10 protein-coding genes are annotated in these 15,435 nt (G+C 69.2%); 4 read left to right on the top strand and 6 right to left on the bottom strand.

The genetic code is table 11. The features are described 5' to 3' along the window. Window positions 1–203 precede the first annotated feature (203 nt). The gene (locus tag ACFYP0_RS27010; RefSeq protein ID WP_356975379.1) at window positions 204–1,817 is read left to right on the top strand and encodes a peptidase; all 1,614 of its coding nucleotides are present in this window, start codon (window positions 204–206) and stop codon (window positions 1,815–1,817) included. A 74-nt stretch (window positions 1,818–1,891) separates the two neighbouring features. Here ACFYP0_RS27010 and ACFYP0_RS27005 read toward each other — a convergent pair whose 3' ends face one another. Beyond that, the gene (locus ACFYP0_RS27005; protein ID WP_356975381.1) at window positions 1,892–2,581 is read right to left on the bottom strand and encodes an RICIN domain-containing protein; all 690 of its coding nucleotides are present in this window, start codon (window positions 2,579–2,581) and stop codon (window positions 1,892–1,894) included. After that, window positions 2,574–3,074: a sigma-70 family RNA polymerase sigma factor gene (locus ACFYP0_RS27000; protein ID WP_091396991.1), complete on the bottom strand. Its 501-nt coding sequence runs from the start codon at window positions 3,072–3,074 to the stop codon at window positions 2,574–2,576. The genes ACFYP0_RS27005 and ACFYP0_RS27000 overlap by 8 nt, the downstream gene beginning before the upstream one ends. Before the next feature lie 181 nt (window positions 3,075–3,255). On the opposite strand from ACFYP0_RS27000, the gene ACFYP0_RS26995 reads away from it, so the two are divergent. After that, window positions 3,256–6,486: a S8 family peptidase gene (locus tag ACFYP0_RS26995; protein ID WP_356975383.1), complete on the top strand. Its 3,231-nt coding sequence runs from the start codon at window positions 3,256–3,258 to the stop codon at window positions 6,484–6,486. A gap of 74 nt (window positions 6,487–6,560) precedes the next feature. Here the strand turns inward: ACFYP0_RS26995 and ACFYP0_RS26990 are convergent, their stop codons facing one another. Continuing rightward, the gene (locus ACFYP0_RS26990) at window positions 6,561–7,283 is read right to left on the bottom strand and encodes an SDR family NAD(P)-dependent oxidoreductase (RefSeq protein ID WP_356975385.1); all 723 of its coding nucleotides are present in this window, start codon (window positions 7,281–7,283) and stop codon (window positions 6,561–6,563) included. Window positions 7,284–7,615: 332 nt separating this feature from the next. Between ACFYP0_RS26990 and ACFYP0_RS26985 the strand changes: the two genes are divergently transcribed. Together ACFYP0_RS26985 and ACFYP0_RS26980 are read left to right on the top strand one after the other, a co-directional pair. Then, window positions 7,616–9,103: an MFS transporter gene (locus tag ACFYP0_RS26985; RefSeq protein WP_356975387.1), complete on the top strand. Its 1,488-nt coding sequence runs from the start codon at window positions 7,616–7,618 to the stop codon at window positions 9,101–9,103. A 227-nt stretch (window positions 9,104–9,330) separates the two neighbouring features. Next, window positions 9,331–9,813, top strand: coding sequence for a class I SAM-dependent methyltransferase (locus ACFYP0_RS26980; RefSeq protein ID WP_356975390.1), 483 nt, complete (start codon window positions 9,331–9,333; stop codon window positions 9,811–9,813). 93 nt (window positions 9,814–9,906) lie between these two features. Here the strand turns inward: ACFYP0_RS26980 and ACFYP0_RS26975 are convergent, their stop codons facing one another. From ACFYP0_RS26975 to ACFYP0_RS26965, 3 genes are all read right to left on the bottom strand, one after another. Next, window positions 9,907–11,448: a non-reducing end alpha-L-arabinofuranosidase family hydrolase gene (locus ACFYP0_RS26975; protein WP_356975392.1), complete on the bottom strand. Its 1,542-nt coding sequence runs from the start codon at window positions 11,446–11,448 to the stop codon at window positions 9,907–9,909. Window positions 11,449–11,929: 481 nt separating this feature from the next. Next, complete coding sequence (locus tag ACFYP0_RS26970) at window positions 11,930–13,546, bottom strand: serine/threonine protein kinase (protein ID WP_356975394.1); 1,617 nt, start codon at window positions 13,544–13,546, stop codon at window positions 11,930–11,932. A 249-nt stretch (window positions 13,547–13,795) separates the two neighbouring features. Beyond that, complete coding sequence (locus ACFYP0_RS26965) at window positions 13,796–14,908, bottom strand: ricin-type beta-trefoil lectin domain protein (RefSeq protein WP_386997988.1); 1,113 nt, start codon at window positions 14,906–14,908, stop codon at window positions 13,796–13,798. Window positions 14,909–15,435 lie beyond the last annotated feature (527 nt).

Genomic DNA, 15,435 nt, shown 5'->3' with positions numbered 1-15,435 from the left:
CAGCCCAGCAGATGTCGTGTCGGAAACATTTCGACGTCCACCGATCTGGCGCGGCGGCCAGCGGTCCGGGTGCGCCGAGACCTGGGGCCTGACCAGAGCGATCCGACGCCCGTTAGCGGGGGTGCAGGGCCGCGAGGATCGGGACGGAATTTATGATGATCAACAGTTGGAGTGCGGCCAACACCCCCGTCAACGGAGATGACGTGAACCGCACACCGTCGAAATTCTCGCGCCTCGCCGCGGCGACAGCGCTGCTGGCAACGGCCACCCTCTTCAGCGCCCCACACGCGGCGGCTGCCGCCGAGGCGCTGCCCGAGCTGTTCGTCTCGTTCCGCAATGAACCCGTTGCTGAGATCGACAACAACGGCAGCACCGTCGGCATGTACGTCTACAACTACGGCGAGGCCCCCGCGACGGCGGTGACCGTCACCCTGGACCTGAGCAAGGTCTCCGACGCGGTCACCGCGTCCGTGCCGGATAACAGCGACTGCAAGCTCGCCGACACCAAGGTCACCTGCAACGTCGGAGCGCTCAACCCCGGCCAGGTCGAGTCCGTCTACCCCCTGACGCTGACCAGCCGCCAAGGTGCCGCCCCCGGCGACGCCGGCTCGGTCACCGTCACCATCGACGGCGCCGAAGACGACATGGCACCGGGCAACGACACCACCTCGTTCCCGGTCACGGTGCTTCCGTCCGGCCCCGATCTGGTCGCCGCCGCACAGGACCTGAACGACAAGAAGACGCCGGTCGGCCCGGGTGACACCGTCCCGCTGTATGCGGGCGTCGGCAACGAGGGCGACACCGCCGCCGAGAACTTCACCGTACGGGTCAGTGTTCCCACCGGCGCCACGTTCGCCGAGCGGTACAGCGACTGCACCTACACCGACTACTACCCGGACGACATCGGCAAGCCTTACGTGTACGGGCCCAGCGAGGTCACCTGCGTGGTCCCGACGAGCCTCGCACCCGGCGACGGTCTGCTCTTCTTCGACGACGAGACCGGGACGTCACTCTTCAACATCAACTTTGGCCGCAACCTGGACGGCCCGAGTGAGAACTACGGTTTCGTGGATGTCGCCCTCGCCGGGCAGGAGCGCTCGGCCAAGGGCAGCACCCGCACCAAGGGCACCGGGCCGTCGTTCGCCGAGGCTGTTCGCAAGCTCGCCGCGAAGGGCGCGAAGGGTGACCTCGCGCGGCAGCGCGCGGCGCAGGGCGAGCTCGACGAGTCCGACAACTACGCGTTGTTCGGCTTCTGGACCAAGCCGAACACCCTCGACATCTCGGTGACCGCGCCGGCGGTCAAGGGTGCCGTCGGTCAGACGGTCGACGTCGTCTACGAGGTCGTCAACAACGGTCCCTCCGACGGCGGCGGCCCGTCACTGATCATCACGGCACCGACCGGAACGGTCCTGCTGCCCAACGTGTGGTGCTGGCCCGACGTCCCCGAGGCCGAATCGGCCAAGCTCCAGTGCAACTTCGAGAGCGAGTTCCCGTCCACGGCATCCGGTTGGGGCCGCATCAGGTCGACCGTTCAGGTGAAGATCAAGTCCACGCCGGGCACCGATGGCACGATCGTGGCCCGCAGCGTCACCGCGGCGTCCGAGTCAAAGCCGGAGAACAACACCGCCCGGATCGTCATCACCAGCGGCACTGCCGGCGGCGGTGACGACGAGGGCGGATCGGGTGGCGGCCTGCCCATCACCGGCGCGCCGGCCGCCATGCTCGCCAGCGGCGGTGCGGCAGTGCTCGTGCTCGGCGCCGCGCTGCTCGTGCTGTTCCGCCGTCGCCGCGTGGTGTTGCAGATCCCGCGCGACTGATTCAGCAACAGGTAACACAGCGGGGGTCGGCCGACGCTGGCCCACCCCCGCTGTGTTTCCGGTGTCGAGGCCGCTCACCTCGGCCCGCGGTCCAGGAACTCGTACGTGGTGGTCAGGCCTTCGGGCAGGTCGGGGACCAGGGCGTTGGTGCCGTCGACCACCTGGACGTAACGCTTGCCCTGGAAGATCGAGTAGCTGCCGTCAGGCACCTGATCGATCCGGAAGAGCTGCGTCGAGGCGGCGGCATCACACGCCCGGCCGCGTACGCTGCCCGGCGCGGCGTCGTGCACGACGGTCATGCAGATCGCGTCGGCACTCGACGCCAGGACGATCCGGTACCTGTCGCCCTCGGGGCGCAGCACCCACAGCGCCCGATCGTCGATGCCCTGTTCGGTGGTGGCCCGCACCTGATCGCCGTCGCGGTCGATCGCCAAGGTGGCCCCGCGCATGCCGGGCAGCACGATCTGGACCTGCCGCCGGCCGCCGAGGATCTCCTGCGGTCCCGCCGAGGCGGTCGCGGACGGGACCACTGACGGTGCGACCTGGGTGGCCGGTCCGATACCGGGCGTCTCGACGTCGTTCCGCACCTGCACCACGGCTGCGCCAGCGGCGAGGGCCACCACGGCCAGCCCCGCTACGCCGACGGCCGTCCGACGCCGCCGACGCCGGTCGCTGCGGTGCCGCAACGTCTGCGCTCCGGGCAGTGTGGTGACTCGCCGGACCTCGTCCACGATCGCGGTGAGATCGTCGCGCGGATCAGCCATGGGAGGTCTCCTCCTGGTGCGCATCGGTCAGCAACCCGGCCATCGCTCGCCGACCACGGGCGAGGTACGTCTTCACGGTTCCGACGGGTGCCTGCATCTCGGCTGCCACCTCCGCGACGCTGAGGTCGTTGAGATGGTGCAGCACAACCGCCCGCCGCTCGTTGGCGCTCAACCGTTGCAGCGCCTGCAACAGCGCGACGTGGTCCTCGTTCAGTCCGGGCACGCCCTGGTCGACCGCGGCCCGGCGGTGCGCGCGTACCCGGTTGAACGCCTTGCGCCAGCTGCTCACCGCGATCCGGGAGGCCACCCGGCGGACCCACGCCTCCGGACTGTCCGTCTCCCGCACCGTCGCCCATCGCTGCCAGGCCCGCATGAACGCCTCGGCGACGGCGTCCTCCGCCTCGGCGCGGTTGCCGGTGAGCGCGTACACGTGACCCACGACCCGACCCGCACAGGCCGCGTAGAGGGCATCGAACTCTTCGGCGTCACGCATCCGACCGGTGCCCTCCCATGCCTCGTCCCCTGGTCACCGCCGCATGGAACTCGCCCGGGTGGACCGGTCGCGTCGGCGCGGGGCACGATTGTGGTCTCCGTCACACCGCAGTGATCAACCTGACGACCTGGTCAGGCGTCATCGTGCCGACCCGGGAGACGCCCGTGGCGGAGAGGACGATGTGCGACGACGGCAACGACGCGCCCTGACAGCCGGCGTACTCGCGACCGCGCTGGTTGCGGCGGGCCTGATCGCCCAACCGGCGAACGCGCAGGAGAAGCCGACGGCCACGGCCCCCGGCACCCACGGAACCTTCACCCTGATCACCGGGGACCGGGTTTCGCTGGACGCGGCGGGGCGCCCACAGATCCAGCGCGGGCCGGGTCGGGCCGGCATGCGGTTCGTGAGCAGCCAGGAGGACGGTCACCAGTACGTCATCCCGGTGGACGCGATGCCGCTGGTGCGGGACGGGCGGCTGGATCGCCGCCTGTTCGACCTCAGCACGCTCGGCGAGTTCGGCTACGACGACCGGGCGGCCGAGTTGCCGCTGCTGGTCGCGTACCCCGAGAACATGGCGGCGCGGGCACGGACCGCGACCACCGGGGGTGCCGGGCGGGTGCGGGCCGACCTCCCGGCCGCGCACGCGCTCGCGGTCCGGGCGGACCGGGACGACCGGGTGACCCTCTGGACGTCGCTCACCCGAGGTACGTCGTCCGCGCGCACCCTCACCACGGGCGTCACCCACATCTGGCTGGACGGCAAGCGCACGGTCTCCCTCGATCGCAGCGTGCCGCAGATCGGTGCCCCGGCGGCCTGGCAGGCCGGTTTCGACGGCACCGGCGTCACCGTCGGCGTGCTGGACACCGGGATCGACGCCGGCCACCCCGACTTCGCCGGCCACCTCGCCGAGGTCCGGGACTTCACCGGCGGCAACGACCCCGGCGACTCGGTCGGCCACGGCACCCACGTGGCATCGACGATCGTCGGTAGCGGCGCCGCCTCCGGCGGCAGGTACCGCGGGGTGGCACCGGGGGCGAAGCTGCTCGTCGGCAAGGTCTGCGCCACCACCGAATGCCAGGACTCGGACATCATCACCGGCATGCAGTGGCTCGCGCCGCAGACCCGGGTGGTCAACCTGAGTGTGGGCGGCGACGACGCACCCGGCCTCGACCCGCTGGAGACCGCGGTCCAGGAGCTGAGCCACCGGTACGGCACCCTCTTCGTGGTCGCGGCCGGCAACGAGGGGAAACCGAAGTCGGTCTCCTCGCCGGCCTCCGCCGACGACGCTCTCGCCGTCGCCGCCGTGGACGCCGACGACCAGCGGGCCTACTTCTCCAGCCGGGGCCCGCGCATCGGCGACAACCACATCAAGCCCGAGATCAGCGCGCCGGGCGTCGACATCGTGGCCGCCGCCCCCGGCGGCGACTACGCCACCATGTCGGGTACGTCGATGGCGACCCCGCACGTGGCCGGCACCGCCGCGATTCTCGCCGGGCAACACCCGGACTGGACCGGCCCGCAGCTCAAGGCCGCCCTGATGGACTCGGCCAAGCCGACCGGCGAGGACACCATCTACGAGCAGGGCGCGGGCCGGGTGGACATCGCCCGCGCTGTCTCCCAGCCGGTCGCCACCGACATCGCCGCCATCGACTTTCCGGTGCAGCGCTGGCCGCACGCCGACGACAGCCCGATCACCCAGGTCGTCGGCTACCGCAACACGGGCACCGCGCCGGTCACCCTGACACTGGCCATCGCTCCGGCTCCGGCGGGCATGCTCACCGTCAGCCCGACCACGCTTGTGGTGCCGGCCGGCGGCCGCGCCGAGGCGACGATCACGGTGGACACCCGGGTGGACGCCCCGGACGGCGTCTACCAGGGCGCGCTGACCGCGACCGGCGCCGGCGACCTGCGGGTACGGACGCCCTTCGTGTTGAACCGTGAGATCGAGAGCTACGACGTACGGCTCGACCACACCGGACGCGACGGCAAGCCGGCCACCGAGTACACGACAGTGGCGGCGAACCTGACCACCGGCGAGTTCAGCACCCTGCCCGCGACACCGGGCGGCGGCGTCCTGCGGCTGCCCAAGGGTCGGTACGCGCTGTACAGCACCATCCACGAGGGTGCCGTGTCGACCCTGCTCGCGCAGCCGGTCCTGGACGTACGCGGCCCGGTCACCGAGGCGGTCGACGCCCGCAACGCCAAGCCGGTCGCGTTGACAGTGCCGCAGCACGACGCCGCGCCGATCTCGATCAACGTGAGCGCCAACTGGGACGACGGCTTGCGCTACCCGGGCGTCCAACTCAGCGGAGTGTCATTCACGGACGTCTTCTTCGGCCGGCTCGGGCCCCCCGTCGCGGCACCCGAGTTCACCGCGACGCTGGGCGTCGGGCTCGCCCGGCCAGGCAGGGACGGCACCTTCCGGAACAGCCCCTACACCTACGACCTGGCGTACGTCGGCAAGGGCGACATGTTCACCGGCCTGACCAGGAAGCTGTCGTCGAAGAACCTCGCCACGGTCAAGACGACCTACCGGAGTCAGTCCACGGTGGCGACGGCCACCCGGTTCCACCGCGCGTCGGCGCCCGGAGGCGCGGGCCCGATCGGGTCGAACACGCCTGTCGACCTGCCGTTCAAGGGCACCGAGTACTACAACACCGACGGCGGCATCGTCTGGACGTCCACGTTCGTCGAGGGGGACAACCTCACGACGCAGGACTCGACCTTCAGGTCGGGGCGTACGTACACCCAGACCTGGAACGCGGCGCCCTTCGGACCCACCGTGACCCAGGCACCGACCCTGTCACCCCTGGGGTACGCGGGCCGCGACGGCGACACCATCTCGATCGCGTCGGTGCCCCTGTTCGGCGACGCGACCGGTCGCCCCGCGAGCCGCGACGACCAGCCGGTGCGGTTCCGGCTGCTGCGCGACGGTAAGGAGATCGGCACCTCGGACAGCCCGTGGGCCGAGTTCGCGGTGCCCGCCGGGAAGGCCACCTACCGGCTGGAGGCGACCGCCACCCGAGGCGCACCGGACACCCTGTCGACGTCGGTCTCGGTGGCCTGGACCTTCACCTCGGCGCACACCACGTCGCCGGAGCGGTTGCCTCTGACCACGGCTCGCCCGACGCCAGTGCTCGACGACACCAACACCGCACGGACCGGCCGAAGCATGCCGATCCCGGTGGCGCTGGACCGGCAGGCCGGCTCGAAGGCCGCACCCAACCGGACCCTCGCCGTGTCCGCGTCGTTCGACGACGGCCGGACCTGGGTCGCCTTGCCGGTGATCCGGAACGTCGCGCTGATCAGTCATCCACGACGGGCCGGATTCGTCTCGCTGCGGCTGACCGCCACCGACACCGCCGGCAACACGGTCACGCAGACGATCCAGCGGGCCTATCGGATCGCCTGAGTACTACCCGGTCCGGGGCGGCTGCTGGAGCCGCCGTCCCGGACCGGACCTCAGTGCCTCGGTGTATCGGTGCCTCAGGCGGTGAGGGCACCGTCGATGGCGATGGACGCGCCGCTGATGAATGTGGCCTCGTCGCTGAGCAGGAACGCGGTCAGCGCGGCGACCTCGTCGGAGGTGCCGGCTCGTCCGGTCGGCTGCGCCGACAGGTAGCGCTCCGCGATCTCCGGGGCCTGGCTGACCACGCCCTGCCAGAGCGGGGTATCAATCAGACCGGTGACCAGGGCATTGACCCGCACACCGGAGCGCGCCACGTCCAGTGCCGCCGAGCGCGTCAGACCGATGACCCCGTGCTTCGCCGCGTTGTAGGCGGCCTGGGTCCCGTCGCCCTTCACGCCGGAGACCGAGGCGTTGTTGACGATCGCGCCACCGCCGGAGGCGATGATCGCCGGGAGCTCGTACTTGAGGCCGTAGAAGACGCTCGTCAGGTTGAGGGCGAGCGACCGGTGCCAGCTGTCGCTGTCGGTCTCGCGCACGCTGGCCATCGGGCCACCGCCGGCGTTGTTGAACGCGCCGTCCAGCCGCCCGTACTGCGTCACCGCGGCGTCGACGAGCCGCGCCATGTCCTCCTCGACCGTCACGTCGGCGGGCACGAAGAGGGCGCTGCCGCCCGCGTTCCTGATCTGCGCGGCGACCTCCTCGCCCCGGTCCTTGTCCCGGGCACCGATGACGACGCGGGCCCCTTCCGTGGCCGCCCGCTGGGCGAACGCCAGGCCCATGCCCTGCGTACCGCCGGTCACGACCAGCACCTTTGCTTCCAACCGTCCAGACATTTCGTCTCACATCCACTTCGACTGGCGAGCCGCCACGGGGCCCGCAGGGCTCTTGGTGAGACGGAACGCTAGCCTTTTCTGGAACGTTCGACAAAGTAACAGGCCTCACAGGCGAGGGCCTTTGCTCTGCACCCTACGACCTCAATAAGCTCTTGCAGGTGTCAGAACGGTACAAATAATCCAGCCAGCCACCCGCCCGAGCGCTGTAACCGCTGGCACATTCTTTGGTGGTCGTTCCATAAACAGATAGCGTTCGACACGTCGCAAGAATCCGCGCAAGTCACTCCTAAGGAACAGTCATGCCCACAGGTCGCGCCGCCCCGGAGTCCCAGCGGTGGAAGGCCCTGTTGTTCATCTCCATCGCTCAACTGATGGTGGTGCTCGACGGGGCGGTCATGAACATCGCGCTCCCCTCGGCGCAACAGGCGCTGCACTTCACCGACGGGAGCAGGCAATGGGTGGTGACCGCGTACGGTCTGGCCTTCGGCGGCCTGCTGCTGGTCGGCGGCCGGATCGGTGACATGGTCGGGCGCAAGCGCACCTTCCTGATCGCGCTGGCCGGCTTCGCGATCGCCTCGGCCATCGGCGGCCTGGCCGTCAACGCCGCGATGCTGCTGCTCGCCCGGGCACTCCAGGGTGTGTTCGCGGCCCTGCTCGCGCCGGCCGCGCTCTCGTTGCTCTCCCTGTCCTTCACCCAGCCGAGGGAACGCGCGAAGGCGTTCGGCGTGTTCAGCGCGGTCTCGATCGCCGGCGGCGCTGTCGGCCTGATCGTGGGAGGCCTGCTCACCCAGTACCTGAACTGGCGCTTCGCGATGTTCGTCCTCGTGCCGATCGCGGCCATCGGAATCCTGGGCGCCAGTCGCACCGTCCACGACGACGGCGAGCGGCACCGGGCCCGACTCGACCTGCCCGGCGTACTGCTGGCCAGCTCCGGACTCGTCAGCCTCGTCTACGGGTTCGGTGTCGCCGAGAGCCGCGGATGGTCGGCGGGGGTGACCATCGGCTCGTTCACTGCCGGGGTGCTGCTGCTGGCGACCTTCGTCGTGGTGCAGGCGCGGGTCACGTCCCCGCTGTTGCCACTGCGCGTCCTGACCGAACGCAACCGGGCCGCCGCGTACCTCTCGGTGGGCCTTGCGATCGTCAGCATGTTCGGGATGTTCCTCCTGCTCAGTTACTACTTCCAGCAGGTCAAGGGATGGTCGCCGGTGCTGGCCGGGTTGGCGTTCATGCCGATGGCCGTGCCGCAGGCCATCGGTGCCACGCAGATCGGCGCTCGACTCGCGCACCGGATCGCACCCCGGCCGATCATGGTCGGCGGGTACCTCGTCACCGCTGTCGGTCTGGCGCTGTTGGCTTCGCTCGACGCGGACAGCGGCTTCCTGGAGATCGCGTTCGCCGAAGCGGTGATCGGGCTCGGCATCGGCACCGCGTTCATGCCCGCGATGAGCATCTCCACCCACGGTGTCGAGCCCAAGGACGCCGGTGTCGCCTCCGCGATGATCAGCTCGTCGCAGCAGGTCGGCGGGTCGATCGGCACCGCGCTGCTCAACACCATCGCGACCAGCTCGGCCGCCACCTACCTGGTCTCGCACGGTGGCCCGGCAGCGCGAGTCCAGGAGCGGAACGAGGCGCTGATGCACGGCTACTCGGTCGCGTACTGGGTCGCCGTCGCATTCGTGGTCGCGGCGGCCCTGGTCTCGGTGGCAATGGTGAACGCCGGCGCCCCGAAACACGTCCCGACCCCGACGGACGCCCTCGGGGACGTCACCCCGGTGCCCGTGCACTGATCGCTGACGCGCCTGTCGATCCGGCGCCGTGACCGAGGACACGGTGCACCGAATCCGCTGAGAGGGTGGAATCAGGGGTGTGAGCAGAGAAGGCACCGGCGAGTGACGTCGTGAGGTCCACTCTTTCGAGCCGCGATCCGGGTTCGTCCAGCGCTGGCACGACGCCTGCGGCGTACGAACCGAATCGGGCGACGTCCGCCCATCGGCAGCGCTGGGCGGTGCAGACCATGGCTGTCGCGCCCGACGACCAGGTGCTGGAGATCGGCTGCGGTCGGGGAGCTGCCGTCTCCCTGGTCGCCGGCCAACTCACCACCGGTCGGATCGTCGCCATCGACCGTGCCGCGACGATGGTGCGGCTCGCGACCGAACGGAACCTGAGCCACATCGACGCCGGTAAAGCCGAGATCCGGCGAGCAGGGTTCGAGTCGGCCGACCTTCCGACCGGCCACTTCACCAAGATCTTCGCGGTGAACGTCAGCCTCTTCTGGTTGGGCGACGCGGCGCAGCAGATTGCTCGGATGCGCAGCCTGCTGGCACCGGGCGGACGGCTCTACGTCTTCGGCGAGCGACCCACCGAAGCGCACGCCACCGCGAACCTCGCCGCGACCGAAGTACTGCTCGAAACCCACGGTTTCGCCACGACCACATCGAGCGCCACCCGTGGTCAGGGCCAGGTGCTGACCTGTGTCACCGGCACGCCGATCGCGTGAGCCTGGGCTGATCGCAGCGTGACATGAGCCGGGCGGGCTCGGCATGACGCCGAGCCCGCCCGTTCCGGGTCAGTCGAGCGTGATCAAACAGGGTCAGCGTTGCAGGGTCAGCAGACCCGGGCGGTACGGCAGGAGGCCGTAGTCGCCGCCGGAGCTGGGGGAACGGCCCTGGTAGAGCAGTTGCAGGTTGCAGGCGTTGACGGTCATGGTCTGGTCGGCGTTGGTGCGCAGCAGCTCACCGTGGCTGATGTCGTTGGTCCAGGTGGCACCGCTGTTGGCCTTGCCCGCGAACGGGTTGCTCTCACTGGTGGCCTGCGGCGTCCACGAACCGCCCAGGCTGGTCGCCGTGAACGAGCGGAAGTAGCGGCCCTGCGAACCGATCGCCTCGACGATCATGAGGTACTTGTTCAGGCCCTGGAGCTTGTAGACCTGAACGGCCTCGAACAGGTTGTTCGTGGTGTCACTCATGATGGTCGTGTAGTTGGAGCCGAAGCTGCCCGGGAAGTTGCCGATCGGCATGCTGGCCCGGTAGATCTTGCCGTTGTCACCGGCGAAGAACAGGTACATGTTCGTGCCGTCACCGATGACCGCCTGATCGATCGGGCCGGTACCGGAGCCGGTGATGCTTCCGCTGAACAGCGTCTGCGCCGACGACCACCCGTTCGGGTTGGTCGGGTCGGTCGAGGTCCGGTAGGAGAACGCCGGCCCACCCCACTGGTAGGCCAGCACCCAGATGTTGCGCGGCGCGAAGTAGAACAGCGACGGCGCGACGGTCGCGTTGTTCATCGCGTTCTGGCTGGCCGAGCCCATCTGCGAGTAGTTCGAGAAGAGGCCGAAGTTCATCGAACCCCAGCTGCTCCCGTTGTCGTGGGTGGTGGCGTAGACCAACTGCTGACCGTTGTACGGGGCGACGGTGAAGTCCTTCAGCGACACCCAGCCCGACCTCGGGTTGGCCAACACCCCAGTGGAGGACCACCGGTACGTCGAGGGAAGGTCACACGTGCCTCCCGGCGGCGGGGTCGTCGGCGGCGGCGTGGTGGGGTCCGTCCCACCGCCGACGCGGACGAACTGCCACTGCTGGTTGGCGCCGTTCCAGTCGTCGTACTGCACGATGTTTCCGCCGTCGGCGGTCGAGGCGCCCTGCACCTCCATCACCTTGTTGCTGTTGCGGTTGATCAACCGGACGTAGCCGCTGTCCGAGTCGGCCAGCCGGAACTGCTGGTTGGTGCTGTTGTTGTCGCTCCACTGAACGATGCTGGCGCCGTTGGCGGTCGAGAAGCCCGAGACGTCCAGCACCTTGTTGGACAGCCGCGACTTCACCCGGTAATAGCCACCACCGGAGTCGACGAACTGCCACTGCTGCTGGTTGCCGTTGTTGCGGGCCCACTGGGTGATCCGGGCCCCGTCGTTCGTGGCCAGGTTGTAGACGTCCAGGGCCTTGCCGCTGTTGCGGTTGACCAACACGTACCACGCGTTCGTGTCGATCGTCGCCGCGGCGGCGGGCGACGACACCACCGTTACGGCAGCACCACCGACCATCAACGCCGCAGCGCTGGCGGCAAGGATGCGGGGCAACCACCAACGTCGCCGCCGCGACGGCGTTGCGATCGATGGAGACCTATCGAGGGCAGACATGATCCTCCTCCAGTGACCAAGAGCCGAACGGCCTGCCCGAGGGTGGGCGTACCGCGACGCGTGGCCGAGCGCGCAGGCGTCAGAGAGTTAGCGTTAACAAGACGCCGGCAAGCTATGGCGCACGCCTGATTCGAGATCGACGAAGCAGGGCTTGCCCGGAAAGCCGAGGTGTCGTCGTCCTTAGGCATCGACTGTGAGCGATAACATGCCGTTCGTCAAGACGTAATGCGCTGGGAACATTGGCCACCGTCGAGCTGCCGATCTTGGCGCTGACGTCTTTCACTCGACTTCCCGCAGGCATCACCCCGGACGCGGACGCAGACCACGGCCTAGGCCCTTGAGGAGGCACCGAGAGCGCGTTAACATCGACGATTGCCCATCGTACGCAGTGTCGACGAACCGAGCCCTGCCCGTCGACCGGTGGGGGCGCCGCAGGCGTCAATGGCCAGCCCTCGGACCGCACCCGTCGCCTACGTCCGAGTCAGACCGCGCCTCGGTCGACCAGGCTGAACCTGGTGTCCAGCGGGGCGTCGCCGAGAAACTCGACGAAGATCTCCCTCTTGGTCGGGCTCCACTGCACCGGGCCGTACTCCTCGCTGATGATGGAGTAGGAAGCGCGCCCTTTGTCGTCCTTGCCCTCACGGAAGATCGTGAACAGGGTTGCTTTGGTGGGCCGACAGTCGGCTCCCACCAGCGACTTGTACCCCTCTGAATCGACCTTGACCCCGACGCAGGGTCGGTGGGCGATCTCCGGGTTCACCGATTTGATCATGAAGTCGACACCGACCGGTTCGAGCACGAAGAGCGCATCCTTGCCGGTCCCATCGCCGACCTCGACTTCGCCGTGCGACGGCAGCGACAGGTCACGGTCGATCTCCACCAGGTGCAGCAGGAATCGCCGCTGACCGGCCAGCATGGCCTGGGTCGGGTCCGCGCTGACCGCCGGCGAGGCGGACGGCTTTCCCGACGCGGGCGTGGACGCCGTGACCGCCGGCCCGCTCGTCGCCGGGCTACCGCTCGGCGTCGAGCCGGCCTGGTCCGGTTCGGATCGCCCGCCCAACAGCTGCGGGCCGAACAGGAAAGCGGGCACCAGCACGGCGATCACCGCAGCGGTCGCCCCCAGCGCGGTGAGCCAGCGACGCCCGCGTGAACCCGCGCGACCGGCCGTGGCCAGACCCGATGGTGTCGACCGCGCGCTTTGATCATCACCACTGGCAGCGGGCGACACATTCGGCGGCGTCGCGCCCGAAAGTTGGGCCGGCCCGCCGGCACCCACCGGAGACGCTGCGGTCAACAGCCCGTCGAGCAACTCCCGGGCGGTGGGCCGGGCAGCTGGGTCCTTCTCCAACGCCCGGGAGACCAACTCCCGCAACGGCCCACCGAGCCCGGTCAGGTCCGGCGGTTGAGTGAGGATCCGCATCGCGGTGGCGGTAGGGGAGTCGCCCCCGAACGGGCTGCGGCCGGTCGCGGCGTAGGCGACCAGGGCGCCCCAGGCGAAGATGTCCGCGGCCGGGCCCGCCGGACGGCCGGAAGCCGTGTCGAACCGCTCCGGAGCCATGTACGAGAGGGTCCCGACCATCTGGTTGGTACGGGTGTGCTGGCTCGTCGCCTCGAACGCTCGGGCGATGCCGAAGTCGATGACCTTGATCCCACCCGGTGCGACCAGGACGTTCGCCGGCTTCAGGTCGCGATGGATCACCCCGGCACCGTGGATGGCGGTGAGCGCGGTGGCGACCCCAACCGCGATGCTGTGCAGCCGCGCCGCCCCCAGCGGACCCTGTGTTCGGACCACCTCGGCCAGGCTGGGGCCCTCGACGTACTCCACCACCAGGTACGGCGGTTCATGGTCCGGGTCGGCGTCCAGGACCTCGGCGGTGCAGAACGGTGGAACCTGGCGGGCGCGGTTCACCTCACTACGGAACCGCCCCCGGAACTCCTCGTCGTGCGAGAGTTCCGCACGGACGACCTTGACCGCCACCAGCCGTCCCTGCGGTGAGCGGGCCAGGAAGACACTGCCCATCCCCCCGTCGCCGAGCCGGTCGAGCACCTCGTACCCACCGAGGCGTGCCGGGTCACCGGGACGCAACCCGACGCTCACGCCGGGTGCCCGCAGACCGCGACCACCGCGCGAGCCGTTCCGCCCATCACCCGTTCCCCTCAGGTCACTCCGACGCCGGCCGCAGCCTATCGTCCGCCCACCGAACCCGGTCGATGCCGTCCACGAGTCGGTCTCGTCCGGAGCGTCCGGCGGTGCCAACCCTGATTCGTCGCTTACGAAGACCGACTGAGCAGGCGGCGGTGGTCGGATCATCAGCGATCCGACCACCACCCGGCGCGACCGCACGAGCTATCGGCGGCTCCACTGCTGGTTGGCCTGGCCGGTGCAGGTCCAGAGAACGAGCTTCGTCCCGTTGCCCGTACCCACGTTGTACGGGTCCAGGCAGAGGCCGGACTGCACCCCGGTGATGGTGCCGTTGGCGTTGACGTTCCACTGCTGGTTCGTTCCGCCGTGGCAGTCGTAGATGGTGACCAGGGTGCCCGGGGAGGTGCCATAGCCGGCGGCGTCGAGGCACTTGTTGCCGTACACGGTCAGCGTCTTGGTGGTCGTGTAGGTCCACCGCTGGTTAGTGCGGCCGTGACAGTCCCACAACTGCACCTGCGTGCCGTTGGTGGTGGACGAGCCGGGCACGTCGACGCAGCGACCGGACAGGGCACCCACGATCGCCGTGGTCTGTCCGCCGCCGCTGCCCGGGTCGCCGATGCTGCCGGGCACCGACTGCAGCGCGCTGTACCAGCGGGCAGCCATCTTGTCGTAACCGCCGGACGTGGGGTGAACGCCGTCGATCAGGTCGGCGGTGGTGAGTGCGCTGTGCATGTCGACCAGGCGTACCCGCTTGCCGGCGTTCACCTTGCTCTGCACGATGCCGGGGATCGCCGCGTTGAAGGTACGTGCGGCCGCCTCCTGGTTGCTGTTGGAGAGCGGGATGATCTGCGCGACGAACACCTCCGCGCTGGGAGCCGTGGTGGTGATCCGATCGATCAGGGTGGAGAGCCGGTTCGGCGCGGTGCTGACGTTGTAGTTCTGCAGAATGTCGTTGGTACCGATGTGCAGCAGAACGGTCTGCGGCCGTTGGGTGTTCAACCAGCCGACGATGTTCGCGTCGATCTGGTCGATGCGCCAGCCGGGATGCCCCTGGTGGTCGTGGTCACCCAGGCTGGAAGGCCCGTTGAACTGTGACCCGACGAAGTCCACCGTGTACCGACCGTTGACGAGCCGCTGCCAGAGCCCGATGCGGTACCCGCCCGGCACCTGGGTGCCCTCGGTGATGGAGTCGCCGAGCGGCATCACCCGTACCCCGCCGTTGGATTCCGCGCTGGCCGGACCGGTCGAGGTCAGCACCCCGGCGAGGACGACCCCGAGCGCGGCGGTCGCCGCGAGCCATCTTGCCCTCGTTCGCATAGATTTCTCCTCTGCAGTGGTAGTGCTGACCGAGGAGTCAGGCCGTCGCGACCCGCGACATCGGCATGACGATGCCGTCGCAGCACTGGGACGGGCTTGTTAACGCTAACAGCGATTCATGTAAATTCTTGTCGCTGATCTGGCCCACGTCAAGCGTGCCGGCAACCCGGGATCTCGGCGGCAGAGCCAGCGCGCGGCCCGTGCGGATGATCGACTCGGCTTTCGAGAAGTCGGCCCGTCCTGGTGCCAGGGATGCCCCGACTTCATGAAAAACGAGTCGATCATGTCTGCTGCATCGCCCCGACGGCCTGCGCGAGTGACGCCGAGGATCGGCGAGGCGCTGTGACCGGCGCGGGGTCGCCCGGTGCCGGTCGGGCGGATGGGCGCGCGTGGGGCGATCGGGACGCTGTGGCACCTACGCCGAATGTAGGTCTTTTTCGCATAAGCCCGGTTGATGTGAGCATCGCTCGACTACCTTCGCCCTTGGTGGCGATAACCGATTTGTCGCCGCTGCGCCGGCCTGGGGA

Source organism: Micromonospora arida, assembly GCF_042873195.1.
GTDB classification, from domain to species: domain Bacteria; phylum Actinomycetota; class Actinomycetes; order Mycobacteriales; family Micromonosporaceae; genus Micromonospora; species Micromonospora arida.
Note: the sequence above shows the minus strand (reverse complement) of the source record. Positions and strands in the feature narration are given on the sequence as shown.

Bases quoted from the DNA above. Each gene is read 5' to 3' on its own strand.
- ACFYP0_RS27005 (WP_356975381.1), bottom strand. From the start codon at position 2,581: ATGGCTGATCCGCGCGACGATCTCACCGCGATCGTGGACGAGGTCCGG.
- ACFYP0_RS27000 (WP_091396991.1), bottom strand. From the start codon at position 3,074: ATGCGTGACGCCGAAGAGTTCGATGCCCTCTACGCGGCCTGTGCGGGT.
- ACFYP0_RS26985 (WP_356975387.1), top strand. From the start codon at position 7,616: ATGCCCACAGGTCGCGCCGCCCCGGAGTCCCAGCGGTGGAAGGCCCTG.
- ACFYP0_RS26980 (WP_356975390.1), top strand. From the start codon at position 9,331: ATGGCTGTCGCGCCCGACGACCAGGTGCTGGAGATCGGCTGCGGTCGG.
- ACFYP0_RS26975 (WP_356975392.1), bottom strand. From the start codon at position 11,448: ATGTCTGCCCTCGATAGGTCTCCATCGATCGCAACGCCGTCGCGGCGG.
- ACFYP0_RS26965 (WP_386997988.1), bottom strand. From the start codon at position 14,908: ATGCGAACGAGGGCAAGATGGCTCGCGGCGACCGCCGCGCTCGGGGTC.